Consider the following 25,490-nt stretch of genomic DNA (forward strand, 5'->3'; position numbering starts at 1 on the left):
CACGTTTCAGGGCGTGATCCCGAGCCCTTGTCAGACGCCCTTACCGACGCACTGCTCGCTCGTGACCTCATTCAACGTGTTGGCAAACGCCTTGAGCCGACACAGTTCGGCAAGTCTTATAGCCGCGCCGCAAGCACGCTCCGGTGGCGGTGGTAGCCACCGGCGTCTTCAATTCAGACGCCGGTCGTGAATTACAAGTAGGAGAAGACATGATGGCTAGCATGTCCTGGTTCGTCGGCGCCGTAACGGTGGCCGTCCTGTTGCTGATCTACTGGGGAATGCGGTAGACGGTGCGGGAAAGTTATGCCTGCTCAGATAACGCGGGGCGCGAACGCGACATTATCAGAACCGGTGTTGCACACCGATCTGAATACCCTGTGCGTCTGCGCCGGGATAGGCCACCGCAACCCCCGGTGTCGTCGATCCGGCAAGCGCATAAGAAGCACTGCCCTTGTTGAGCAACACCGCCCCGCTGGCATACAGCCACGTCCGCTTGGAGAGCCAGTAGGCGTACATCAGACCAATGTGATCCGCATTGCGTGCTGCCGGAGTGCGGTCGTCGAGATGGGAATACACCAACGCCAACGATGATGCTTGGCTGAAGCGGTAAGCACCGGAAACGGTGTAGACGTTTTTGTCCACGGAGCCGTCGCTTTGCTGCGCATGATGGAAACCGGCGAACAGCCGAACCATGCCGAAGTCGTAGGAACCTCCGCCGAAGAACGCCTTGAGCGTGCTCGCGTTGGTGGCACTGTCCACCGACTGGAAACCTACGCCCAAATCGACCGGACCGCGCGTGTAAGACGCCGTCAAATGGTAGTTATTGATGCCGCTGCGCGGCGTAGTGGCGGTATCACGCAATCCCAACATCGCCTGCGCCGAGAACCCTGCGATATCGGGGGTTCCGTAGTAGATGGCGTTGCTCGCGCGCACCGACAACGTGGCGAAGCTGTTCAGCCCCGATGCGATCGTCGAGGCGCCGGTCGCATCGAACTTGCCTTCCAGCGGAACATACAATGGCGAATTCTGCCGCCCGAAACGCACTTCCCCCCAGCGGCCCGAAGCCCCGACCCACGCCTGACGATTGAAGGTCGACGTCGAATCGCTGGCCGTGCCGTTGTTCAGATTGAAACCGTTTTCCAGCGTGAAGTTGATGCGGTTTCCGCCGCCGATGTCCTCCGAGCCTTTCAGGCCGAAGCGAGAGCCGGTCTGTGCGCCGGAGAGCATACGGTAGGTGCTTTGACTGCCGGAATGCGACCAGTCGAGCGAAAGGTCGAGCAGGCCGTAGAGCGTCACGCTGGATGTCTGCGCGTGTGCTATCGGCGACGCCGCAAGGCTGATGGTAAGGGCCAGCACGGCGAGTGTGGTGCGCAGGGGCGAGGCTGTCCCCGCCTGCGGACGTGCGAGCGTGTGATTTTTCTGGGTCATGTCGAGTGTTCGCCGATCGATGTCGGCTTATGGCATTGAGAGGAAGTTCGCACGCGCCCGGCGGTCCCCCGTAGGGGACGTCGAGGTCGACCGGAAACGCCGGGCAATGCTGCGTGCTGTGGAATCGGTTCAGTCGGCGAGTGTCGCGATATGCGCCCTCACATCGGGCTGCGTGGCAATGATCCGGTTATCTACGTACCAGCGAGCGACGCGCTCGATACGCGTTGCATCGTCAGGCAGCACGGCGCGCAGCGGCGACACGTTGTTCTCACCGAGCTTGTCTGCCAGTGCGGGCGGCAGATTCAATTCGGCCGCCCAGATCTTTCCGGCTTCTCGCGGGTGGGCGGCGGTCCAGATGTTTTCGTCGCGAAGCACGCGCAGCACGGTTCTCACGACTTCCGGATGCGCCTTCAGATAATCCTGACGCACGAAATAGCCCACGGCGTTGTCCGAGCCAATGGCGACACCGTCTGCCAGTACACGCGCGTGATAGTTGCTTTTGGCAATCGAGAGGAAGGGGTCCCACGTCGCCCACGCGTCTACGCCACCGCCGACAAACGCGCTGCCGGTGTCGCTAGGCGACAGATAACGGCGCCTGACGGTATCCGGCGCGATGCCACTTTTGACTAGCGCGCGCACCAGCAGATACTCGCCGGTGCCGCCCTTGTTGACGGCGACCTGTTTGCCAGCAAGATCGGCAAGCGAACGAATCCCCGAATCCTGCGGCACCACAATGGCCTCGTTATGCGCAGTCATGGGTTGATAGCCGAAAATCGCCATCGGAACGCCGGCGGCAATAGACGTCACGAACGACGTGGAACTGCCGCTCGTCAGATCGACGGCATCGGCGTTAAGCGCTTCGAACGCCGGTGCGGCCGCAGGAAATGGGCCGGCCCAAACGACCTTGACGCCCTGCCCGGCCAGCGCTTTGTCGAGTGAGCCCTTGGCTTTGGCGAGCGTCAGATCCGAGGTTCCCTTGAGATAGGCGATGCGCAAGGTCACACTGCCGGCGCGAGTTTGTGCACTGGCGGGGGCAGGCATCGTCGCGAGCGTCATCGCGGCGAGCGCCGCCACAACGGCGAAACGCTCCCCCGTGCGCCGGAAATACCGGCGGACGTCGAAAATGAAGTTCATGCTAAATCCCGGTTGAGTGGAGCGATGCGCCTTCAGGGGTGCGCAGGCGTGGTGAGCGTGGACGGATCTCGATCGAACAACGTTGACCAGGTAAATGTTTTCTCGGCCGTTTCGCGGCGGCGAACAGGCAAACGCGGCAATACCTGCTCCGCAAACCGATACGATTCTTCGAGCAGCGGCAGCCCCGACAGAATGAAGGTGTCAATGCCTCGCGACGCGTAATCGTTGAGTGTCGCGACAACGGTCTCCGGCGAGCCCACAATCGCGGTACCCGGTCCCGGCCGCACAAGGCCCAGTCCCGACCAAAGGTTCGGCGCGATTTCCAGATCCCGTGCGCGCGCGGGTCGCCTGCCTTGATGGAGCGCACTCATGCGTCGCTGGCCCACGGAGTCGCTGCCGCCGACAAACCGTTGATTCGCGGCGATGGCGTCGTCGTCCATCAGGCTCAACAGGCGATCCGCCTCTGCCCAGGCAGCCTCGTCGGTATCGCGAAGAATGACGTAGAGACGCACGCCGTGCGACAGGCTTCGTCCGTAGTGCGCCGCGCGGGCATTCACATGCCGAACCCGTTGTTCGATCTCATCCGGCGTCTCGCCCCATGACAGATAGGTGTCGACATGTTTAGCGGCGACTTCGATGGCCGGCTCGGATGAACCGCCGAACCACAGTGGGGGGATGGGAATCGACTTCCCCGCAGGCAGCGCGAGCTTCGCCCCCTCCACGCTGAAGTACTTGCCTTGATAGGTCACGGTTTCACCGGCGAAAAGACGTTTGAAGATCGTGAGGTATTCGTCGGCCATCAGATAGCGTTCGTCATGCGCGATGGACATGCCATAGGCCCCGAGCATCTTGGCGTCGCCCGACACGACGTTGAGCAGCAACCGCCCTTTGGAGAACTCCTGAAATGTGGCCGCCATTTTCGCGAGCAACGTGGGCTGTATGAGTCCAGGGTGGATGGCGAGCAGGAAGTTCATGTCCTCGGTGTACGGTAGCAGCGAGCTACCCAGCACCCAGACGTCGTGCGCGCCGGTGGCAAACAGCGCACCGGTAAAACCGAGATGGTCATAGCCGCGAGCCAGTTGCTGGAGGTAACGATAGTTGATCGTACGGGCACCGTCCGTCGTCCACGGCGCGTGTCCATCCGGCGCGGTGAGATACCAATAAACGTTCATTGCAAAATCCGTGTAGCCAAGAGGGAAGATATTCAGTGCGCGCAAGCCGCTGACGAGAAATTCAATGGCGCAGATGGCGCCGCTTGCCAGATATCCAGCGCATGCGACAAATCGCCGTGGCGATGAAGCAGATCGGCCTCGCTTTGCTGCTCGGCATAGAAAGCACCGTCGCAGGCTTGCAGTTGCCAGTCGCGCGCCGCCAGTGAAGTGCGCCACGAGGCAGCGTCTGCGCCCGAAATCCCGGCGTTGGCGAGTCGCTCGGCATAAGGCGCGGGATGGTTCGCGACATCCTGGCCCAACGCGCTCAGCGCCGAGAACACGGCGTCGAGGGTTGCGCGGTGGCGCTCGACGGCGTCACGATGGGCCCAAAACACCGAACGGTTAGGCACATAAGCACCGATATCCGTCAGCACGCGCCACCGGGGGAATTCGTCGCGCACTCGCGAAAGCCAGGGGGCCATGGCGACCCACGCGTCGACCCGCCCCTCGTCAAGCGCGCGGTAGGCATCCGCGGGTGCCAGCTCGACACGTTCGACGTCGCGTAACGACAGGCCCTCGCGCTCGAGCGCGGCAGCCAGAAAGGAGGTGTGAAAAGAACCATCGAGCAAAGCGATACGGCGACCGGCCAGTGCCGATACATTGACCGGCGCGTCAGAGCCGCGAACCACAATAGCCCCATTCGCGCCCCGCGGCGCCGACGCCGCAACGTAGGCAAGCGGCACGCCGTCATGCTGTGCGAGCAACGGCGGCGTCGAACCGGTGCCGCCTACATCGATGACATCACCGGCGATCAGGCGGCCGGTATCACGCCCTTCACGGTAAGCCACGAACTGCACGTCAGGCACGTTCGCCGGCCAACGATCCGGCCACGTCAGCGCAGCCAGTTGCAGATGCAGATTGTTCGGATGTACCCCGACGCGCAATGTCATCGCCGGGCCTCCGCGTCTCGTGTGCCGCGATACGTTGGGGTTAGCCCCATTTATTCTCTCCTTGGTCACCTAAGCATGTTGCAACACCGTCGTTGCGCTATCATCATGTAACGAAAATTCGCTATTGGATGATTTTATTGCCCTATAGCGAATTGTCTTAATGATATTTTTCGCTATAGTTATCGCGACAGCGGGATATTGCTCCCGAACAGCGGCGGGAGAGACACATGACGAAAGCGGACAAGGCGGCGATCTACGGCGGCAATGCCGGAGCTTCCGCGCACGACACCGATGACGACTTCATCGCACGGTTGCGTTTGCTGATCGAGCGTGCTGGCAATGCGAGCGCGCTGGTGCGCCAGGCGGGAATCTCACCGAGCGGATTTCAGAAGTACCTCGGAGGTGCAGAGCCCTCACGCCGCGTATTGATGGCGCTGGCCGAGGCCGGAGGCGTGACGCTGGAGTGGCTAATCACGGGGCGCGGCGCGATGGAGGCGGCGGTTCGTGACAGCTGGCCGGAAAACCATCTGACGCTTTTACCGCTTTACCGTGGAGATGACGCGGACTGCGCCGTCCCGCAGGTGATGCCAGAGAAATTGGTGCAACTGGCGTTTTGCCAGGAGTGGCTTGCACGCCACGGATACGATCCGGCCCATTTGGCGACGATGCGTGTCGAGGGCAACGCCATGTCGCCGACGTTCCGCACGGGAGACACGCTCGTCGTCGATCGACAGGTCGCAAGTCCGGCTGATGGCGAGGTCTACGTGCTACGCGATGGCGGCGATCTGCTCATCAAACGCTTGCAGCGGCAGCTTGGCGGCATGGTGTCGCTCACATCGGACAACGCCCGGTACGCGCCCATTCAAGCACCGCTGGAAAGCCTGAACATCGTTGGGCGAGTGATCTGGCGTGGCACGTTGCTGTAAAGCCGGTGCCCAGTTTGCCACCAGGCGTCTATCCGCCAATCGCCGAACGATGCTCACTCATTCTGCCGTGCGGTTGACGATGCTATCGATTTCCGTTTTCGTGATGCCGTGCTTCGCCATACGGGTGCGGTGATCGGCCGAACCCAGATACTGGCGCAATTGACCGTTCACTGCGTTCAATAGCGTCTGGTTGTCTCTCTTGAAGGAGAACGCCCCGACCGGTGCGCTATCGCTCGCCGCTGCTTCGTGCGCAACGGCTTCGAGTTCCCGGTGCGCGGCGACGATTTCCCGATTGCCGAGCGCTGTGGCCGCATACGTATCGATCTCTCCGGCGAGAAGCGCCGCCACAGCATCGGATTGACGCTTGAAGGTCACGATCCGTTTATCCGGCACCCCCGCACTCATGGCCGTGTCACGCTGCACGGTCCCGGCGACGAGGCCGAGGATTGCATCGCTACGTGCCGCCACGCTTTCGTAGCGGGTGAGCGCCTTCGGATTGCCGTGTCGAACGACAAAGCCGTCGCTCAAGGCCCAAACCGGCAGGCTGAAGGCAACGGACCGCGCCCGCTCGGCAGAGACGAACAAGGGCACGGTCATATCCCACCGCCCGTCTTGCACCCCCGCCAGCAGTTCCTCGAACATCGTCAGCACAAACTCGACGTCCGACGCACCGATCGTGCGAAGCGTCACGTCGGCCAACTCGATGTCGGCACCGGTAGCGCGATTGTCCGACCCCGTCCAGTAGAACGGGGGCTCCTCGATATAGGCGACTCTGACTTTCATGGGGATGGGTGTCCTTCAAGGGGGAACCGGGAGCTTACCGGCGCAGACAAGCCGCCATAAACGGCGACAAGGTCGACAGCGCCGCGCCGAGGCGCTCGGGCGGCAGATAGCCGAAACCGAGACGAAACTCGCGGCGGCTCGCTCTGAACCAATCGCCGCAATTGGCACGCCGGATGCCAGCCTAACAGGTCAAAGGGAGGTGATATTGCCGGAAGCCAACTCGCTTGACCCTGTCGGGAGACGTCTCCATTCGCGGGCGTCCACTGCCGGAGCAACCATGACGCAATTTCTGCCGTTCGCCTTGGCGGCATAGAGCGCGGCGTCGGCTCGCGCCATCACCGACGCGAGCGTGTCGCCCTCGCAGTACGCGTCAACGCCAGCGCTGAGTGTGGGCACCACCTCTTCTGCGCCCGGCACACACGACCCCGACGCGGCGACGATAGCACGCAGCCGGTCGACAAGGCGCCCTGCCTCATCCTTTGTGGACGACGGCAGCAATAACGCAAACTCTTCGCCGCCAATGCGTCCTACCACATCGTCTTCGCGTACAGCGCGGGAAATCAGTGACGCCACGCGGGCAAGCGCGAGATCCCCCGCGGCATGCCCATATCGGTCGTTGATGCGCTTGAATTTATCGAGATCCAGAATGGCGATGGAGAATACGGTCTTTCTCGCCGCCGCCGCGTGGGCAACGGACTCGGCACGGGCGATGAAGGCCCGGCGTGTGAGCACCCCCGTCAGGTCGTCGAACGTCGCCAGACGCTCCATTCGATCCGACAGCCGGTCATGGGCCAGCAGCACCATACCGACCGACAAACATGGCAATGTCAGTGTCGCCATGCCAAGGAACATGACATTCAGTGGTGTCGGCGCCAGAAATACGGTCTCATGGGCGAGCCCGAGCCCGTAAGAAATGGCACGAACGGCGTGTACCACAGCCCCAAGCGCTGCCGCAATCGACACGAAGTAATAGGCGTACTTGGGACGACCCGGTGGCCGGTATTTCAGCACCGACCAGCCGATATGGAAGCGAACGTAGGCAATGAAGCCCGAAATCATGGCGCTACGGGCATCGACGTGCGGCGAGACAAACGTCCAGTAGACCAGCATGACCAGAATAACGCCGAGGGCAACATACTCCCAGGCGACCGAGGCTCGTTGGTTCAGAAATTGCCGGAAGCCGCGCAGGCCGAGAAGCGAGGCGATGACCAACAGGCTGCTTGCCGTCACCACGGCAATGTCTGACGTTCCCGAAAGCAGCAGTGCGGAGGTAATGACCAGCAGTCCGCTTGCCACGCACCAAAGGCGCACCCCAGGGACTTGTGCCTGGAATAGCGAGCCCAGAACGGCCACGCTCATGACGCACGATAGGATCGCAATGCTGATGAAGACTGCCGGGATAGACATGAAAGCGTGACAGAGTTTTGGGTTCGCCTGCAGCCGCAGGGGCTGACATGTGCCCCCGCACCATCGATGGACGCCCGTATAAGGACCTCTATTATCGGCCGTTAAGCGCGTGCAGACGCCAGCATAGCCGAATTCGATGAGGACCAACGACGTCGTTTTGATGCGCGACAAACAAGCCACACCTATTCGTGTCCGGCGTGGGCGCCAAAGCAACGACGTAACAGCGACGCACGCTTTGCCGTTCAACGTGCCGCCTATTCACAGGCCACCCGCCTGCCTTCGGAACTCGCCGGCGTTATGTCCATGACGTCTGTTACCGCTGTTAAGTCCGTCGCGCGAGCACCTCATCGCGTGGTCCGGAATCCACCACTCGCCCGCCCTCCATCACGACGATCGTGTCGAACCGTTCGAGCAGACTTGGCCGGTGCACCGAAGCGACGATGCACGCCGTCGGGAATGCCGCATACATGCGGTCGAACACCCGGCCTTCAGCCAACGGGTCGAGGGCACTGGTCGGCTCGTCGAGCAGTAACAGCGAACTTCCCTGCGACGCCAACGCCCCGCGCGCCAACGCCAATCGCTGCCGCTGACCGCCCGAGAGGTTGCCGCCGCGCTCGTTGAGGGCACTCGCCAGTCCATCGGGAAGGTGTTCGAGTACATCGTCGAACACACCGGCATGCACGGCCTCACGCAGGGATTGAGCGTCGGCCGGTTCGCCGAATGTCAGGTTTTCCTCCACGCTCGCCTCGAACACTTCCGCCTCTTGCGGGATCAGCGTCGCCAGTGTTCCCAGTTCGGCCCACTGCGCCGTGGCACCGTCGCGCAGCAATTTGCCTTGCTGCGGCAGGTAGAGCCCCGCGAGCGTGCGCAGCAACGTGCTCTTGCCCCCGCCGCTCGGGCCGACGAGCGCCACGCGCGATCCGCGCTTGAGCACGAGATCGACGCCGTGCAGCCCGCCGCGAGCGTCGTCTGCGTAATGCCACGTCACGCCACGCAATGCCAGCGTCGTCCAGGGCGCATCGGGCACGATGGCGGGCACGACCGCGTCGGGATCGCTCGGTGCCGCCCAGATGGGTTCCGCACTGCCGTAATCCGTATGCATGCGCGCGAAGCTCTGGAAATTCGAGGCCATCGATCCCACCACGGTCGCAGCCTGCTGCGCGTACTGATAGATCATGAACACCGTGCCGAGCAACACCGCTTGCCCCGGCTCACGCGACTGCAACACGTAGACGACCACCAGAATCCACGTCAGCCCCATACCGAGAATATCGACGGCGAACCATTTGCCTTCGTTCACCGTCACGGTGCGACGCAGCGGGACCATTACCGCATCCATGCGACGCCCCAGCACCTTGCGCGACGCCGCCTGCAACCGCAGGCCAATCACTGTCCCCGCGTTGCCGACGAAGTCGAGCAGCGCTGCCGCATAGCGTCGCTCGGCGTCGTTCTCCGCGCGCGCGAGCTGCATGAGCACGCGATCGAAGCGCAGGATGATGAGCGCGATGACGACATAGCCGGTCACGGCAATCACGCCGCTCGTGCGCGACAGCAACGCCAGGGCCACCAGCGGACCGACGAAATTGAAAGCGCTTTGCAGATAGCCGAACTGATTCTGGGCGAAGTCGGACAGCGCGCGGCTGGACTGCACCACACGATGCTGCAACTCGCCCGAATGCCGGCCGTCGCGCCATGCCAGCGGTGCGGCGGCAATGCGCGCGTAGAGTTCGTCGGCCAGTCGCACACGCACGCGCACCCCGACGTTTCGCTCGAGTATCCGGCCCGGACCGTGGAGCATCCACGACAACAGATAGAGACCGACGAGGTAGACGATCCAGCGGCCTGCCGTCGTCATGTCGCCTTGCTGAAGCGCGTTGATCGCTTGCGCAGCCAGCCAAGGCATGGTCAGACGCAGCAATTGCGCGGCCGACAGCAAGCCGGCGGCGCCAAGCAAGTGCGTCCGCACACCGTTCGCATGACGCCAAAGCGCACGGTAAAGGTCTCGCGCCGCGCTGCCCAGCCCGATGGCGGGCTCGCGCGAGGAGAATTCAGGCACCGTCATGCGTGCATCGTTCCTTTGCCCATTGGCACAGTGCCCGCAACGCACATTGCCTTGATGCGGCGAACGGCGGTGCGGGCAGTGATCAGACGCCGGGATCGGCGTCGAGAGCGGTCAATATAGGCGAAAAACGATCAGGCGTCCTGCTGACGGGGTGTCATGCGCCGTCGACCGGCATCGCCCCCCGTGCGACCTCGCACCTGCGCCGCTGCCGGTGTCGCCGCAGGCACAGGCACAGGCGCTTCGGATGTGGCACTGCCTTGCACCCGGCGATCGCGCGGTGACGGCGACACGTAGTAGAACCGCAGGTCGGCATCTGGGTAGTGGTACGGAACCATCGCGAGATTGACCGCGCACGAATCGCAGAACGGCAGGCGCGAGCACATCACAATTGAGCGAATGACATTCTCGCCTGACGGATGATCGGCGTAGATCTGCGCCAGGATCATTCGCTCGGTGTCGAGCGTGCGGGCCTGAGCGCCCTGCGTCGCGGCGTTGTACGTCGGCAGGTCGGCATCGGCCATTACGTGACGCAGATGGGGCGGTTCCGTAAAAGTGGCATCCGTTCCTGTACGCGGCGCTTTACGGCGTTGACTGATGACGTTATCTTGCCGCTGCTTGTACGCCTTACCTGCGTCCACGATGCGCACGTTCGATGCGCGCGTTCGCAACTCCCTTCGCTGAAGCCCTGACATGCAGTAGTAAATCGTTCGCGTACCGTCGACGAGCGTGACTTCCGCGACCGCGATGTTTGCGTTCCTCGACACCTCGCGCATCTGATCGCCGACGTCGCGCGCCGCGCGCGCGGAACCGGTGACGAGCCCCTGCAGGTTGGGCATGTCGGAGAACAGCGTCTCGAATATCGACAGCACGTCGCGCGTTGTCTGCACATCCCCGACGAAGGGCAATTGCGACCAGACGGCGAGCGGCGCCGGGCGCGACACGAAGTCACGCGAAATCGCGTTGATGAACGCTTCGGCCTGCGCCGGATAGCCCTGCCAACGGCTCCATAACCGATTGAACATCGGCATCAATGCCGAGTCGACCTCCGCCGGCGGTGGCGAAAACCCGCTCGCGCCTGGCGATGCGGCCTGTGCCCGCGACGCTGCAACCCGATGTTCGATCGCTTGCGTCAAGGTGTGAATCGCCCGCCTTGCCTCGACCACCGACAGCGAAATATCCTCAAGCCCGCGCCAGACTTCTGCTGGCGACGGCGCAGCTTCCCAAACTTTGAGATACAACTGCAACAGCGTTCGTGCCTCGCCATACGTGATCGTTGGCAACACAATCGCATTCTCGGCGGCTGCCCGATGATTTTGCGCAGTCCGATACTCCCGGATATCGCGGTGCTCCGCCTGGCGATAATGCAGATGAACCTGATGAGTGGATCTCGCGGCATCGCCGGCCGGCAGTGTGAACCGATAGTAGACGTCGTGCGAGAGTTGCATCACGCCATACAGCGTGCCGTGCCTGTCCCGATACGTGCCGAACGGCGCCGCGATCGGCATATTCCCGAGCGTCAGCCTCACGCGCCGCCCTCCGACCGGGCCGTCTGTCGACGCCTGCTCGTAGTAAGTCAGTTCGCCGTTCAACTCGGATGCGTAGAGCGAGGGGTCCACGACAGGCGATTGCGCCGACACACGCGGCGCCCCGTCCTCGTCGAAGTGACCAAGACGCCCGAAGGCGAAGAACGCAAGGCCGCCATCGGAAGTCGAAACGGCCTGAGAATATACTGCGACACGCAAGCGCACGAGCGGCGACGCCTCGATCACCTGATGCTGTGTCACCGTTGCCCCCTGCTCCGTGACCGAGACTTCGCCTTCCTGTTCACCATGACATTCGAGACACATTCCGTCGACGTCGGCCCCGACGCCGCGCGAGATGCGACACAGGGATTCCGGCCCCAACTCGGCGCGCATGTCCTTAAGTGGCCGAAGATCCGAGGCGTGTTTGCGCGTACGCGCTACCGACGCGCCATATAGCTCGCCGTCGATTTGGAAGACCTTCACGCCGTTTTGCGCCCGATCCGGAAGGTACTCGACGTAGACGTCCGGCGGCAGGGACCACTGCACGCCACGTCCTAATGGGCTGCTGAACGACTCGCGGAAAAACGTCTCCAGCACCGGCGCCGATGCCGGCGATTGCGACGTTGCCGTGCCGTCGGGCAAATGCGCGGGCGCATCTGGCCAGAGATGCTGTAGCAAAGCGATAGCGCTCTGGTCGAACGTCCCCGTTCGGACAACTGCGGCAAGGCATTCGAGCCCCGACAGCGCCAGACGCGACGCTAGCGCGCTCGGCCCGCTGGCGTCACCCGTCGCTCGGAGGGTGGCGTGTCGAGGCAGTCGCGGAAAACGCGTTTCGACCGGCGGCCCCCCAGGATCTTGAGCACCGTTGTGCATCACCTTCTCGAGCAGTATCTCAGCCACCTCCTCCATGTCAGGGGAGTCGAGAACGGGTGTCTCCGGGGACGGCCATCCCGGCGAAACCGTCGCTCCTGCCCGCGTGCCAATGAATCTCAGGTCATCTTCTTCGTCGATGGAGGATTCGATTGATGCCCATCGCTCCCCCCAGAACACGGGGCCCAGTGTTTCTGCGAGGCACCAAGTCCCGAGCCGGCCACGAGGGCCGCACGCTGCGATGGGCGTGACGAGCGACGGCGCATTCGGCGACAGCGATAACGCGAACGCTTGCCAACGACCGCGCTCATCGCGAAGGTACAAGGCAATGCCATAGGGTGCGATGTATAGCAGCGGGATACGTTGCCCCTGGGCATCACGTTTCTTCACACGAAGCACCATATACCTTGGACTCAGCACTTCGGCACTGGCAAATGCGGCGCGAGTTGCATCGTCCGATGCCGCCACGGCTTCGCGAATCATGGAGACGACGACTCGCTGAAGGTCCTCCCGGTAAGTCATCAAACCCGCGCGTTGTGCTTCGTCGCTATTCGCCGGTGCAGGCGAAATACCGAGCGGTTGAGTGTGCCCTACGGGCACGCACTGTGCCAACACGTCGCCACTGGCCGGATGCGACGGCTGTGCCCCCAGCAAAGCGTTGATGCCGGACACAGCCGCCGAGTGCGACGGCGGTACGGGCGGCAAGGTTGCCATGGACTCCGTGAACATGCTCCTGCGCCCGAGCGCCCCCAAGCTGGCAGCCTGGCTGCCGGTCGCGCCGGAACGCATGGTGGCCGCGCCGGCAACGCCTGCCACCGTCAGCAGCGTGAGTGCAAAGACCGCTCTCGATACCTCGCGACCTGGGGCACGCCCTGGTTCCCGGGGAGCCTGCGCAGGTCGCGTCTGCGGTGAGATCAGTCGACGTGTCGTGCGCAGATGGGTCGCCTGACGCACCTCCCGCCGGAGCATCGGCGCACCGGCGCGCCAGTCGTCGACAAACGATAAATGCTGGCCGCTCCGTTTTGCGTCGCGCGTATGCGCGACAAAGCGATGGGTATGGTGTGGCATTGCGTGATGCAATCGTGTCACTTGGCATGTCTCCCGTAAGTCCTGCCACGACGTGCCTTCGCGCCATCGCAAGGCACAACGCTCGCGGCAGAATGGGCACACGCTATCGCGGCTCAAGGCCGCACGATTGTTGAAACGAACCGCCGTTTGTGGCAGTTTTCACTTCGGCATCCGGCCCAGCGTCACATTTGGGAATAGCACGAGTTCAGCGAACCTCGGTCCCGCCGCGTTTCCCGATGAGATCTGCGACGGCACCGGTCGATCCGTCTCGGACTTAGTCCATACGTCGGGGGGCAAGTGATTGGCAGACGAACATCGCGTAAGCTGGAGCGCATCGGCGCGCGGGGGGCTCGTCACGCTCGCGTCACCGCCTTCAGGCTATGCTTATGCCGTTTTCGCACTGCAGATCACTTACATTGAGCCCTTCCTTGAAAACCGATAGCGAGGCAGTCTCCGGCGCCGCCCCCTCGAATCTACGCGCCGCACTCGACGTGTTACGTGCGTTTCTCGTACTGGGCCTGACCAGCTTTGGCGGACCGGTTGCCCACATCGGCTACTTCCGGCGGGAGTTCGTCGAGCGCCGCCGCTGGCTCGACGACGCGAGCTTCGTGGATCTGGTCGGCTTGTGCCAGTTTCTCCCCGGACCGGCGAGCAGTCAGGTTGGATTCTCTATCGGATTGCTGCGCGCCGGCTGGCTGGGAGGGGTCGCCGCGTGGTGCGGGTTCACGCTGCCCTCCGTATTGCTGCTGCTTGTATTCGCCATCGTGGCACCGCGTCTTGGCGGCCCCGTGGGGGATGGCGTACTGCATGGGCTCAAGCTGATGGCAGTCGCTGTCGTGGCGCAGGCCGTCTGGGACATGGCGAGACGGCTATGCCCGGACACACGTCGCGCAGGCATCGCCTTGGTCGCGATCGTCATTCTCGCGTTCGCGACCACGCAGTTTGCCCAACTCATCGTGATCGCGCTGGGTGCGGCGCTCGGCTACGCACTGCTGCGCTCGGCCGATCCGACGGTAAGCCAGACAGCGTCGCCGCTTCGATTCCGGATCTCGCGCACGACGGGGGCCCTAGCGCTCGTGCTCTTCGTCACCCTGCTGTTCGGCCTTCCCGTGTTGTACCAGCTCACCGGCGATCGCGCCGTGGGGGTGCTTGACGGCTTCTACCGTGCCGGGGCGCTCGTGTTCGGTGGTGGTCACGTCGTGTTGCCGCTGCTTCAGGAGCAGACCGTCGTAACGGGATGGGTATCGGCCAACGACTTCCTCGCCGGCTACGGCGCCGCGCAGGCGGTGCCCGGGCCGCTCTTCACCTTCGCGACGTTTCTCGGTTGGCTTTCGGGAAGCCCCACGCATCCGTGGCTTGGCGCGACGCTGGCAACTGCGGGCATATTCCTGCCGGGATTGCTACTCGTCATCGCTGCCCTGCCGCATTGGCAAGCGCTGCGGGAGCGGGCGACGACTGCCGCGATGCTGGCCGGAGTGAACGCAGCGGTCGTTGGCATTCTGGCTTCCGCGTTGTACTCGCCGGTGTGGACAAGCGCGGTGCACCGTCCCGCCGATTTTGCCGTCGCCGCCGTTGCCTTCGTCCTGTTGACCCGATGGAAAGCCCCGCCGCTTGCCGTGGTCGCGTTATGCGCCGTCGCGGGCGCGGCAGGGCTTGCCTGACGAGCGGTGGCGCTCGCCTGGTGTTGGGCACCCGTTCGATGCAACGTCGATCATTGTTGACCTGCCCCTTGGGGCCAGCCTGACGATAGCGTCCACCGGTCAACACAACGAGGTGAACGATGAAGGATTCTGCGGTCTGCCTGAATGCGTCGGATGCTGCGCGACGGCTGGGCGTCTCGAACAAGGCTTTGCGGCTTTATGAGCAGCACGGATTGGTTTCGCCGGGTCGAACGGCGGCGGGCTATCGCATCTATGGCCCGGACGACATGGCGCGGGCTGCTGAAGTGGTCGCACTGCGCGCCTTGGGGTTAAGCCTGGCGCAGGTCGCCCGCGTACTGAGCGGAGGTGATCCGCAAACATTGGCGAGCGCGTTGGCTGCGCACGAGCGTGTGCTTGACGACGAGATTCGTGATCGACTGCGCCGGCTGGAGACAGTGAGGAGCCTGCGTGCGGGACTGGCTGCAGGTCGAATGCCTGCCGAAGGCGAATTACCTGGCCTCGTGGAACAGGCGGCCCCGAGCGTCGCCTTTGAACTGCCGTGGCCGTGGGGTGGCGAGTGGTTTGAATGGCGAGACATTCGTCCCTTGAACTACATCATCGGATCGCTGGGGAGCGGCAAGACCCGGTTGGCGATGCGACTGGCGCAGGCGTTACCAGACGCCACGTTTCTAGGGCTGGATCGACTGGGAGAAGGGTGCCATGCCGCACGTCACGCGCTTGAGCGTGACGTAGCGCTACGCGCACGCGTCGATCACGCGACGGCGTGGTTGCGGGACGAAGGCGCCGCAGCGTGCGACGCACTGACCGTGCTGCTTGTATCGCTGGAGGGTGAACGTGCCGGGGCGTTGGTCATCGACTTGATCGAACAGGATCTTGTGCGAAGCACACAGGAAGCGCTGATTCGCTACTTGCGCAGATATATCAAGATGCGGAGGCAGCCGCTCTTCGTGATGACGCGTTCGTCGGCCATTCTCGACCTGGCGGCTGTTGGCTCTGACGAGGCCATCGTATTGTGTCCGGCCAATCACAGTCCGCCGGTGCGCGTAGCGCCCTACGCTGGTGCGCCGGGCTTCGAGGCGGTGGCGACGTGTCTGGCGTCGCCGGAAGTGCGGGCGCGAATTGCTGCACCGCCGCAGACGGTTTGAAGGAAAGTGTTGCGGCGGCGCATGGATCAGGATGGGTCGTTATCGCATCCGGAGACGGGGGGCGAACCGGCTTCCGTGCGGGAGCGGGCTTGAGTGATGTTGCTGTAGGGGGGAACGTCTTGCGTTAGCCAGACGTTGCCGCCGATGACGGATCCTTGACCGATCGTGACTCGGCCGAGAATTGTCGCACCGGCATAAATGACCACATTGTCTTCCACGATCGGGTGGCGAGCGAGTCCCTTGCGCGGATTGCCGTCGTCATCGGCGGGGAAGCGTTTGGCGCCGAGTGTGACGGCTTGATAGACGCGCACGCGTTGGCCGAGGATTGCGGTCTCGCCGATGACCACGCCGGTACCGTGGTCGATAAAGAAGCCGGCACCGATTTGGGCACCGGGGTGGATATCGATACCGGTTTCCGAGTGGGCTTGTTCGGCGATGATGCGGGCGAGCAGTGGCAGTTCGAGGCGATAGAGTTCGTGGGCGATCCGGTGATGGATCATGGCGTGGATGCCGGGGTAGCAGATCAGGACTTCATCGACGCTGCCGGCGGCAGGGTCGCCTTGATAGGCGGCGAGCACATCGCAGTCGAGCAGTTCGCGGATTTCCGGGAGTTTGCGGGCGAACTGTTGAATGGCTGAGTGGGCGCGTTCCTCGATGAGGGCCTGGGTGATTTCGGCGTTGTGCCGGGCCTTATAGCGCCATTCGAGGTGGGCTTGTTCCGAGAGGTCGTTGAGGACGCTGGTGAGGGTATGGCCGACGAAATAGTTTTCGCCTTGCTGGTGAAGGTCGAGGGGTCCGAGGCGCATGGGAAAGAGGACGCCTTTAAGTCGCGTGATGATTTCTGCGAGTCGTTCACGGGAGGGCAAATCGCGTCCACCGGATTCGAGCAGGCGACGTTGGCTGTCACGCCAGCGCAGGCGTGCCGAGTGCAGTGAGGAGACGATATCGTCGATTTCGAAAGCGGCCACGAGCGGGAACTCCTGAAAAGCAAATACGATGACAAAAACCTGTCACCGGAAAGCGGGTTACGCGAAGCATTAAGCAAAGAAGCATAACGGGTTTCCAAAGCACCTGTCGCGACATGGTTTCTGGGCAATCGAATGAGAGAGCGGGGCCCCTGAGGCAAGAGGCCAAAAAGAAAAGAAGAGAAGAGAAGCCCAATGGACGTGAACGGGGACGGACCTTGGCCCCTTTCTGCAGCGAGTTGGGGCTATGTCTGAGAGGCGGAAAGGGGCCAAGGTCCGTTCCGGAGGGGGGGGTGTTAACTTTGGCCTGAATTACTCGAACGCGGGATCGACCGGCACGCGATACCCCACTGCGAGCCGATTCGTTTCGTTGGCCATGCCGACAACCGCAAGCAGCTCGCCGAACATTTCGTCAGTCATACCTGCGCGCCGTGCCGCTGCCGTGTGGCTGGCCACGCAATATCCGCAGTTGTTCGTGACACTGACTGCCACGTAGATCAGTTCCTTGATGAGCGGATCGAGTGCGCCCGGCGCCATCACGTCCTTGATGCTGTCCCACGTGCGCTCGAGTGTCGGCGGGTGCTGGGCAATGTACTTCCAGAAATTGTTGACGTCGGGCACGCCGCGAGTGGTCTTAATGTCATCGAAGACGGCCTTGACCTCGGGCGTGGCGGATGCATATTCAACGGGCTTTTGCTGGCTCATGGATGGGCTGTACCGGATAGTCGTTGATGAAGTGAAGCCGTAGATTACAAGCATTCCTCAATGACACCGGCCCCTGGCACAGCCCGGTGCCAGCGCGGCTTACAGTGCCCGCTTGACGGTGCGCGCGGCGCCAGAGATATCTTGGCCGACGCCATCGACAGTATTGCAGGCTGCCAGAGAGAGCAGCGAACCGATCACCAGGAAAAATGCCACGAAACGCGACAACATATCGACCTCGATACAAAAAACGGAATCACCCCCGGATTCTCCGCCTTCGTTGCATATTCCGAAGGCCCGGAACCCGACATTTTCTTGAATAGCGCGGATGCTGCTGTCCCCGCCTCGACACCACGCGCAATTGTGCTTCAAATTCACCCGGACAGGAACGGGCTGAAGCGCCCTATCCGTTTCCCCTGCTACAACACCGCCAGTGTCTGCCGGATGTGATCGGCAAACGCCATGCTCAGGTGATTCGGGCGTGCGCGATCGAACTTTACCGTAATCCCGACAGACGGCAACGTCGGCAGCGTATCACCTGTAACAATGCGTAAATCTGCGGGCACTGCGGTCTGCGTCATGACGGCAAACGCTTGCCCCGAACGCGCCAACGCTATCAGCCCGGACAAACTGCTGCTCGCATAGGCAATGCGATACGCCCGGCCCACCTGCGTCAACGCCTCGCATGCCGCAATATGGTCGAGCGTGTCGGGGTCGGACAACGCCAGCGGCAATGGCTCTACGGCATTGGCAAGCACCGCTTCCAGCCCCGGATTCCCGATCCACACCAACGGCTCGCGGCGGATCACACTGCCCTCGTCCACCCCTTCCGGCAGGGAAATCAGCGCCAGATCCAGCGCGTGCCGTTTCAGTTGTTCAAGCAGCCGCGGCGTCGGCCCGCAAATGACCTCGACCAGCGCATGTGGGTGCGCCACGGCGAACTCGCGCAGGAGATGGGGCAGAAATGCGCTCGCATAGTCGTCCGGACAGCCGAAGCGGATGGTGCCGCTCAGTCCGCGCCCCGACATATCCGCCATCGCTTCATCGTGCGTCCGGAGAATTCTCTGTGCATGCCCAAGCAGGCGCTCGCCGGGGCTCGTCAGCACAACGCCTCGCCCGGTGCGCTGCAACAGTGGCTGATCGACGATGGCTTCCAGACGTTTCATCTGTTGGCTCAGCGCCGACTGCGTGCGGGCAATTCGCTGAGCCGCGCGGCTCAGCGAGCCGGCCTGGGCAATCGCGACGAACGAGCGCAGCAGATCGATATCAAGAGACATACTCAAGATATTAGTCTCACTTCTATCTTTCATTAATATTATTCGCTTCCATGAAAGCAGAGCGCTGCTTAGACTGCAAGCGGCGATTGACGCTCCCCCTTTGTCGCCTTGTCGCTTTGCCTACCGGAGATTTCCTCGTGTCCAAGAACCAAGACGCCGACTTCTGGCGCAATGCCCGGCAGCATCTGATTCGCTACGGCGGTACGTTCGAGCCGATGATCATCGAGCGGGCGCAAGGCAGCTTCGTCTACGACGCCGACGGCCGGGCAATTCTCGACTTCACCTCAGGCCAGATGAGTGCAGTACTTGGCCATAGCCATCCCGATATTGTCTCGGTCGTTACCGAATCCATCGGCCGACTTGATCACCTGTTCAGCGGCATGCTCTCGCGCCCCGTGGTCGATCTTGCCAAGCGACTCGCCGATCTCACGCCGCAGGGGCTGGACCGGGTCATGCTGCTGAGCACCGGTGCCGAGTCGAACGAGGCGGCCATTCGCATGGCGAAGCTCGTGACCGGCAAGTACGAAATCGTCGGTTTCGCACAGTCGTGGCATGGCATGACCGGCGCGGCAGCGTCGGCGACTTACAGTGCTGGCCGCCAAGGCGTCGGGCCTGCCGCGGTGGGCTCATTCGCGATTCCCGCGCCGTTCACTTACCGCCCGCGCTTCGGCCCCGCCGGACAGTACGACTATCTCGCCGAGCTGGACTACGCGTTCGACCTGATCGATCGCCAGTCCAGCGGTAATCTCGCCGCCTTCATTGCGGAGCCGATTCTTAGCTCGGGGGGCATCATCGAGTTGCCACCCGGCTATCTGGCGGCGCTCAAGCGCAAGTGCGAAGCGCGCGGCATGTTGCTGATTCTCGACGAAGCGCAGACCGGCGTCGGCCGCACCGGCACGATGTTCGCCTTCGAACGAGACGGCGTGACGCCGGACATTCTGACCCTGTCGAAGACCCTTGGCGCCGGGCTGCCGCTCGCCGCCATCGTGACGTCGGCCCAGATCGAGGATCGCGCCCACGAGCGTGGCTATCTGTTCTATACCACCCATGTTTCCGACCCGCTACCGGCGGCCGTCGGCCTGCGCGTGCTCGACGTGGTAGCCCGCGACGGCCTGGTGGCCCGCGCCAATGTCATGGGCGAGCGTCTGCGCAGCGGGTTGCTCGGCCTGATGGAACGCTTCGAGTGCGTGGGGGATGTGCGCGGGCGCGGCCTCCTGCTCGGGATGGAGATCGTCAAGGACCGCCGCACCAAAGCGCCGGCAGATGGCCTCGGCGCGAAGATCACGCGCGAATGCATGAATCTCGGCCTCAGCATGAACATCGTCCAACTGCCCGGCATGGGAGGCGTTTTTCGCATCGCGCCGCCGTTGACCGTCAGCGAGGAAGAAATCGATCTTGGCCTGTCGTTGCTCGGTCGGGCCATCGAGCGGTCGCTGTAACGAACCCCACGCAAAGCCAGCCCAACATTACGCATGAGCGATCTCACCTATCTCGATCACGCGGCGCTCGTCGCGCTCGCCCAATCGGCCGGTCATATCTCCACCGCCTGCCAATGCACGAAAACCCCGCTCGACGGCTGGGCCAGTCTGCCGAACTCGCTACCCGACGATCAACTGGAAGCCATGGGCACGCTCATGGCATTACACGACTCGCAAGAGCCGACGTTCAGTGAGTATCACCCCGACGGCACGTCGTATTGGACTGTCGACGCCCCGATTGCGCCTCGCTACTTTCCATACAACCGCGCGAACGTCTGCCGATGCCGCGAATGCGGGCGCCTCTATCTTCGCTATCAGGAAGGTGGCGGATACTTCATCGATCAGCGCATCCGGCGCCTGAACCCCGCCCTGATCGTGGACGCGCCCGAAGATAGCGCGTGACGCCTAGCACATCGCCAATTTGTTGCCATTCTTTTTCATTCGTTTTATTTTGTTCTGATATGTGAACATATTTGATCAGGTTAGCGTCTCCGGCTGCATCGAAAATTAAAAAACACCAAAAGAATCAATGCACTCCACCCGATTATCAATCCATTTCATTTGATTCGGATTGCAAAACGGTGGCGCGAACACATGCACGAGCTTTGAGTCGAAGCGCGCATGCAAAAACACGACGTGTCCGTACCGGACAACCCCTACCTGGCTACCTCCACCTTAGCCTCCCTCGAGCGCTTGGCGAGCCTTACGCGCGCCATTCCGCGTTCGCCTGCGTTTTACGTGTCGATCTACGCGATCGTCTGGACGCTTGTAAGCGCGTCACTCGACCCGACCGTGCCTTTCGATGCCATCGAAGCCTTCAACTGGGCGCGCAATGCCGAATGGGGAACGCCGAAGAACCCGTGGCTGGTCGGGTTCTCGATGTGGCCCGTCCTTGGTCTCGACAGCCAGGCAATGGCCATCTATTGGTATGCATCGCATTTCGCCGCCGTCGCCATCGGCATGCTCGGCGTCTGGCATCTGGCGTATCGACTGTCGGGGGAGCGTGGCCTCGCCTGGCTTGCCATGCTGAGCCTGCATTTGTCGGGCGCGATCAACATCGACATCCTTCCGTACAACGACAACTATCTGCTCGTCATGCTCTGGCCGTGGATGCTCTGGCTTTTCATTCGCGCCCTGCTCGACTCGCCGCGATACTGGCCCGCGTTTGCCGTCGTCGCCGGGCTGGCGGCCATGACGAAGTACTCGACGTTTGCGCTACTCGGCGCCATGTTCGTCGTCACCCTCAGCACACCGCAAGCACGACGTCACTACCGCCACCCGGCCTTCCTGCTCGGATTGGGGATCTTCGTTGCGCTGATCGCTCCCAACGTCGTCTGGCTTGCCCATCACGACTTCGCCGCGTTTCGCTGGGTGGACGATCAAATCAAACCGCGACTGAATGCTCGTGCGCTTTGCGGTGCACTGACGGCGTTCTATCCGGTCGCGGTACTGGCGCTCGTAATGCGTATCGCCGGCGTACGATTTAGACGGCCACCGATCGATGCCCGAATCGTTGCGGGTGTCCTGTTACTGCCACTGCTCCCGATCCTGCTGTACTTCACCTTGCATAACGGCGGACGCATCTCCGAATGGCTCCAGCCATTTGCCGTCTCATTGCCCGCCGTGCTGGTCGCCTGCGTGCAGCCTGGCATAGCCGTTCGCTCATGGCGCATTGCACGCTGGCTGCCCGCCGCCGGCCTGTTGGTGATGGCCGGCTACGTCGTATTTCTGAGCGCCAATCTGCGCAACGCAGGACAAAAGTTCAGCGGCATCAAGGTGGCGAGCGTGACACTGGAACAGCGCTGGCAGGCGCGCTATCACATGCCCCTGCGCTACGTCGGTCACGACCACGTCGCAACGTGGCTGACGTTCTACGCACCGGGCAACCCGCGCCTGCTCATGCGATGGTCGGAGACGCGCCGTCCCAACATCTATACGAAAGACATCGACGAAGCGGACGTCCGTGCGCACGGTGCCATCCTCCTCGGGCCGCCGGGGCAATCCTGCCCACGCGCCAGCTTTACGCGCACGCTGGCGCAATGGCCCACGCTCGTGATCGACGCTCGTGAAACCGTCCCGTTTTCCTATCACGGCGGCACCTCGCCCATCCCGCTGTGCGTGACCTACATTGCCCCTCAATCGTGAATAGCCGGTGTCGATGCGCCCAGAGCGTCCTCCAGGCCCCGTCCGGCCCATTCGCGCTGGCGCTGGCCAGCGCCAGCGCCACGACCGGGAGTCACCGGAGCCGCATCGATTGACGCGATCAAGCCTCGCCCCCCCCGACTCGCCTATCGCCCGCTCTGACGACCGCACCGCCGTATCCGGGGCGTCGTCAGATGTTCCGCTTTCCCCCCCACTCCTAACTCTTCCGCCCTCCCGCTTCACACACCCACTGTCAGACGGACCGGGGCCCCTTTCCGCCTCTCAAACATAAACCCAACTCGCTGCAGAAAGGCGCCCCGGTCCGTCCCTCTCCTCTCCCTCGGTTCCTCCCACGCAACCTCCCCCTCCGGCTCAGACTTCCCCAATTTCATCTATCTGGTTCTAGTTCAAAGGCGCGTCTCCATCCCCCCTCTTGCCCGGGATTCTCACACTCTTATACAAAGTATTAGTTTTTCTTAATTTGTTTTTGTTTTCACCCCCTTCATTCCTACAATCGTCAGAAATTCTTATATCGACTCATCGCGGCACTTCAGAAAGACGATTCCTGCCTTCTGATATTCACCGACCGGACATGGAGACACGCCGATGAAGAAGCGCGCAGACCTCGACGTCAGATCGTTGCGGATCTTCGAAGCCGTCGCCTCCGCAGGCAGCCTCTCCCGCGCCGCCGGTACACTCGGTATCACGCAGTCAGCCATTTCTCAAGCCATCGCACAAGTCGAACAGACGGTTGGCACCCGAGTGCTCGATCGCTCACGCCGCCCGCTCAAGCTCACCCCCGCCGGACTCGCTCTCTCTCGCCACGCCCGCCAAATCGTCGACGACATGGACCGGCTCATCGCTCAGGTTCAAGACGCCGATGTCGCTAGCCGGGCCGCCGTCCGCGTCGGCATGATCGATTCGTTCGCCGCCACTGTCGGCCCATCCATCGTCCGGCAAATGTCAGGCAGCACCAGCGAACTCCTGCTCTGGTCCGGCCTCGCCAACGGCCACGCACAAGCGCTGCTCGCCCGTCACCTCGACCTCATCGTGACAAGCGACCCGATGAACGACATGGAACGCCTCGTGCGCCGCCCGATTTTCACTGAGCCGTTTATCGTCGTGGTGCCAAAGGCGCGGGAGGCCGATCTCGCAAAAGCCGATCTGAGCGAACTGATCCGTTCCCTGCCTCTGATTCGCTTTTCCGGCCGCTCTCATTTCGGCGCAGTCATCGAACGTCACCTGCGCCGCACAGGCCACTCGCCACGCATGCACCTCGAAATCGATACCTCGGACATCGTGATGTCAATGGTCGCCGCCGATCTCGGCTTCACTATTGCCACCCCGATGTGCCTGCTGCAAGGACGCGCATCACTCCCCGAACTAGCCGCACTGCCGCTGCCCGGTCCAGCCCTGTCTCGCACGATCTATCAGGTATCGCGCGAAGGCGAAGTGTCGGAGATGGCCTCGCAGTGTTTTCTCGCCGGTCGTCTCGCACTCTCGCAGGAAGCCTTTCCGGAACTGCGCCGCATCATGCCGTGGCTAGGCGAACGCCTGACGCTGTGCTGATGATGACCAACGAATTCAAGCCACGCCCCGGGTGCCGGGCCAGATGAATCTCACCTGAAGCGCACCCATTGTTCAACGCGAATAACACACAGCCAACATGGAGACACGCATGAACCCTTCACGACGCAAGTTCCTTCACACCAGCGCCACCCTCACTGCCGCAGCCGCCGCCGGCGGGCTGGCCCTGCCGGGAATCGCCCGCGCAGCAGACGCCGCCACGGTGCAATACGGCGGTTCAGCATGGCTCGGTCACTATCCGGCCTACCTCGCCATGAAGTCCGGGACGCTCGCAAGCGCTGGCATCGACCAACAATGGCAGGCGTTCGGCACGTCATCCGCACGCATGAGCGCCGTGCTCTCGGGCGGTATCGATATCGCCTGTACCGGCATCGTGTCGGCGCTCGCGCTGATGGCCCGTGGCTCGAAGCACTTTTCTATCGTGGCGATCCCGGATAGCTTCGGTCGCGTCGAAGGTCTGTTCGTGCGCGACGGCGTGAATTCGCTCCAGGACCTGAAGGGCAAGAAGCTGGGCGTGACGTTCGCCTCAAGCGCACATCTGCTGGTGCTCGATCTGCTGGGTAGCGCAGGTCTGTCGAACGACGTGACGATACTCAATGTGCCCGCCCCCGAATTACCCGGTGCGATTCAATCCGGTCAGATCGATGCCGCCGCCGCATGGACGCCGCAGTTCAATCGCATTCGCGCCATGTCGGGTATGAAGCTGCTCGCCGACGACACGCAGTTCTCGCTCTACAAGAAGTACAACGTAACGCCGGGCCCGGATGTGCTGATCGTGCGCAACGCGTGGGCAGAGAAGAATGCGGACACGGTTCGCAAGTACCTCAAGGTGTATTTCGATGCCTGCCAGACACTGCGCGACAAGCCGGACGAGGCAGCTCGCTCGCTGATCGCCCTGACCGGCATGTCGGCGCTCGACCAGATCGAGACGATCAAGGGCGCCGAGTGGTACAGCCTCGCGCAGCAAACGCAGTTGCTCAAGTCGCCCGGCAACTATGTCGATGGTCTGCAGCGTCTGGCCGACATGCTGGTCACGTACAAGCAGATCGATAAGGCACCGGCCGTGCGCCAGTGGATCAACACGTCGTATCTGTAAGCCCTGCGGCTGGATCAGTGCGCCAGTGCCTGTCTATCGACTCACTGGTGCGCACTCGAGGAGTCTGATAGTGAATCATCGTCAACCGTCCCGCGCCACGTTGCTCGGCGTGGGATTTGCGTCCGTGGTCGTGTT

General features: G+C 62.6%; 20 protein-coding genes. 9 read left to right on the top strand and 11 right to left on the bottom strand.

Going from position 1 to position 25,490, the window contains the following annotated elements:
• Positions 1-342: 342 nt before the first annotated feature.
• The 4 genes from PCO31110_RS22885 to PCO31110_RS22900 all read right to left on the bottom strand — a co-directional run bounded on the left by PCO31110_RS22885 (position 343) and on the right by PCO31110_RS22900 (position 4,663).
• Positions 343-1,428: a porin gene (locus PCO31110_RS22885; protein ID WP_150691468.1), complete on the bottom strand. Its 1,086-nt coding sequence runs from the start codon at positions 1,426-1,428 to the stop codon at positions 343-345.
• A 129-nt stretch (positions 1,429-1,557) separates the two neighbouring features.
• Positions 1,558-2,562: an aliphatic sulfonate ABC transporter substrate-binding protein gene (locus PCO31110_RS22890; protein WP_217427297.1), complete on the bottom strand. Its 1,005-nt coding sequence runs from the start codon at positions 2,560-2,562 to the stop codon at positions 1,558-1,560.
• A gap of 32 nt (positions 2,563-2,594) precedes the next feature.
• Positions 2,595-3,734, bottom strand: coding sequence for an LLM class flavin-dependent oxidoreductase (locus PCO31110_RS22895; protein WP_010804188.1), 1,140 nt, complete (start codon positions 3,732-3,734; stop codon positions 2,595-2,597).
• A gap of 32 nt (positions 3,735-3,766) precedes the next feature.
• On the bottom strand, positions 3,767-4,663 hold the full coding sequence (locus PCO31110_RS22900; RefSeq protein WP_010804187.1) for an ABC transporter substrate-binding protein: 897 nt from the start codon (positions 4,661-4,663) through the stop codon (positions 3,767-3,769).
• Between the two features lie 227 nt (positions 4,664-4,890).
• On the opposite strand from PCO31110_RS22900, the gene PCO31110_RS22905 reads away from it, so the two are divergent.
• Positions 4,891-5,589 carry an XRE family transcriptional regulator gene (locus tag PCO31110_RS22905; protein WP_010804186.1) on the top strand — a complete coding sequence of 233 codons (699 nt, stop codon included), beginning with the start codon at positions 4,891-4,893 and terminating at the stop codon, positions 5,587-5,589.
• Between the two features lie 57 nt (positions 5,590-5,646).
• Here the strand turns inward: PCO31110_RS22905 and PCO31110_RS22910 are convergent, their stop codons facing one another.
• The 4 genes from PCO31110_RS22910 to PCO31110_RS22925 form a co-directional block, all read right to left on the bottom strand.
• Positions 5,647-6,372 carry a transporter substrate-binding domain-containing protein gene (locus tag PCO31110_RS22910; protein ID WP_150691469.1) on the bottom strand — a complete coding sequence of 242 codons (726 nt, stop codon included), beginning with the start codon at positions 6,370-6,372 and terminating at the stop codon, positions 5,647-5,649.
• A gap of 189 nt (positions 6,373-6,561) precedes the next feature.
• Positions 6,562-7,731 carry a GGDEF domain-containing protein gene (locus PCO31110_RS22915; RefSeq protein ID WP_246189947.1) on the bottom strand — a complete coding sequence of 390 codons (1,170 nt, stop codon included), beginning with the start codon at positions 7,729-7,731 and terminating at the stop codon, positions 6,562-6,564.
• Positions 7,732-8,101: 370 nt separating this feature from the next.
• The gene (locus PCO31110_RS22920; protein ID WP_010804183.1) at positions 8,102-9,841 is read right to left on the bottom strand and encodes an ABC transporter ATP-binding protein; all 1,740 of its coding nucleotides are present in this window, start codon (positions 9,839-9,841) and stop codon (positions 8,102-8,104) included.
• A gap of 131 nt (positions 9,842-9,972) precedes the next feature.
• The gene (locus PCO31110_RS22925) at positions 9,973-13,302 is read right to left on the bottom strand and encodes a deaminase domain-containing protein (protein ID WP_150691470.1); all 3,330 of its coding nucleotides are present in this window, start codon (positions 13,300-13,302) and stop codon (positions 9,973-9,975) included.
• A gap of 428 nt (positions 13,303-13,730) precedes the next feature.
• Between PCO31110_RS22925 and chrA the strand changes: the two genes are divergently transcribed.
• Together chrA and PCO31110_RS22935 are read left to right on the top strand one after the other, a co-directional pair.
• Complete coding sequence (gene chrA / locus PCO31110_RS22930) at positions 13,731-14,963, top strand: chromate efflux transporter (RefSeq protein WP_246189948.1); 1,233 nt, start codon at positions 13,731-13,733, stop codon at positions 14,961-14,963.
• Between the two features lie 119 nt (positions 14,964-15,082).
• The gene (locus PCO31110_RS22935) at positions 15,083-16,108 is read left to right on the top strand and encodes a MerR family transcriptional regulator (RefSeq protein ID WP_150691472.1); all 1,026 of its coding nucleotides are present in this window, start codon (positions 15,083-15,085) and stop codon (positions 16,106-16,108) included.
• A gap of 26 nt (positions 16,109-16,134) precedes the next feature.
• On the opposite strand, the gene epsC is transcribed toward PCO31110_RS22935, so the two are convergent.
• Complete coding sequence (gene epsC / locus PCO31110_RS22940) at positions 16,135-17,076, bottom strand: serine O-acetyltransferase EpsC (protein ID WP_150691473.1); 942 nt, start codon at positions 17,074-17,076, stop codon at positions 16,135-16,137.
• 309 nt (positions 17,077-17,385) lie between these two features.
• Positions 17,386-17,778, bottom strand: coding sequence for a carboxymuconolactone decarboxylase family protein (locus PCO31110_RS22945; protein ID WP_010804178.1), 393 nt, complete (start codon positions 17,776-17,778; stop codon positions 17,386-17,388).
• 141 nt (positions 17,779-17,919) lie between these two features.
• On the opposite strand from PCO31110_RS22945, the gene PCO31110_RS25805 reads away from it, so the two are divergent.
• A complete protein-coding gene (locus tag PCO31110_RS25805; RefSeq protein ID WP_168162909.1) occupies positions 17,920-18,225 on the top strand; it encodes a hypothetical protein in 306 nt (101 codons plus the stop codon).
• On the opposite strand, the gene PCO31110_RS22950 is transcribed toward PCO31110_RS25805, so the two are convergent.
• Entirely contained in the window at positions 18,195-19,085 is an 891-nt protein-coding gene (locus PCO31110_RS22950) for a LysR substrate-binding domain-containing protein (RefSeq protein ID WP_150691474.1), read from the bottom strand. The genes PCO31110_RS25805 and PCO31110_RS22950 overlap by 31 nt on opposite strands.
• A gap of 104 nt (positions 19,086-19,189) precedes the next feature.
• Here PCO31110_RS22950 and PCO31110_RS22955 point away from each other — a divergent pair, with 104 nt between their 5' ends.
• The 5 genes from PCO31110_RS22955 (at position 19,190) to PCO31110_RS22975 (ending at position 25,355) form a co-directional block, all read left to right on the top strand.
• Complete coding sequence (locus PCO31110_RS22955) at positions 19,190-20,491, top strand: aspartate aminotransferase family protein (protein ID WP_010804175.1); 1,302 nt, start codon at positions 19,190-19,192, stop codon at positions 20,489-20,491.
• A 33-nt stretch (positions 20,492-20,524) separates the two neighbouring features.
• Complete coding sequence (locus PCO31110_RS22960; protein ID WP_010804174.1) at positions 20,525-20,932, top strand: hypothetical protein; 408 nt, start codon at positions 20,525-20,527, stop codon at positions 20,930-20,932.
• Positions 20,933-21,151: 219 nt separating this feature from the next.
• Positions 21,152-22,675: a glycosyltransferase family 39 protein gene (locus PCO31110_RS22965; RefSeq protein ID WP_081636266.1), complete on the top strand. Its 1,524-nt coding sequence runs from the start codon at positions 21,152-21,154 to the stop codon at positions 22,673-22,675.
• Between the two features lie 603 nt (positions 22,676-23,278).
• Positions 23,279-24,241, top strand: coding sequence for a LysR family transcriptional regulator (locus PCO31110_RS22970; protein ID WP_010804172.1), 963 nt, complete (start codon positions 23,279-23,281; stop codon positions 24,239-24,241).
• A 109-nt stretch (positions 24,242-24,350) separates the two neighbouring features.
• Positions 24,351-25,355, top strand: a complete 1,005-nt coding sequence (locus PCO31110_RS22975) for an ABC transporter substrate-binding protein (RefSeq protein ID WP_010804171.1) — start codon at positions 24,351-24,353, stop codon at positions 25,353-25,355.
• Positions 25,356-25,490 lie beyond the last annotated feature (135 nt).

This window comes from Pandoraea communis, from assembly GCF_902459745.1.
GTDB classification, from domain to species: domain Bacteria; phylum Pseudomonadota; class Gammaproteobacteria; order Burkholderiales; family Burkholderiaceae; genus Pandoraea; species Pandoraea communis.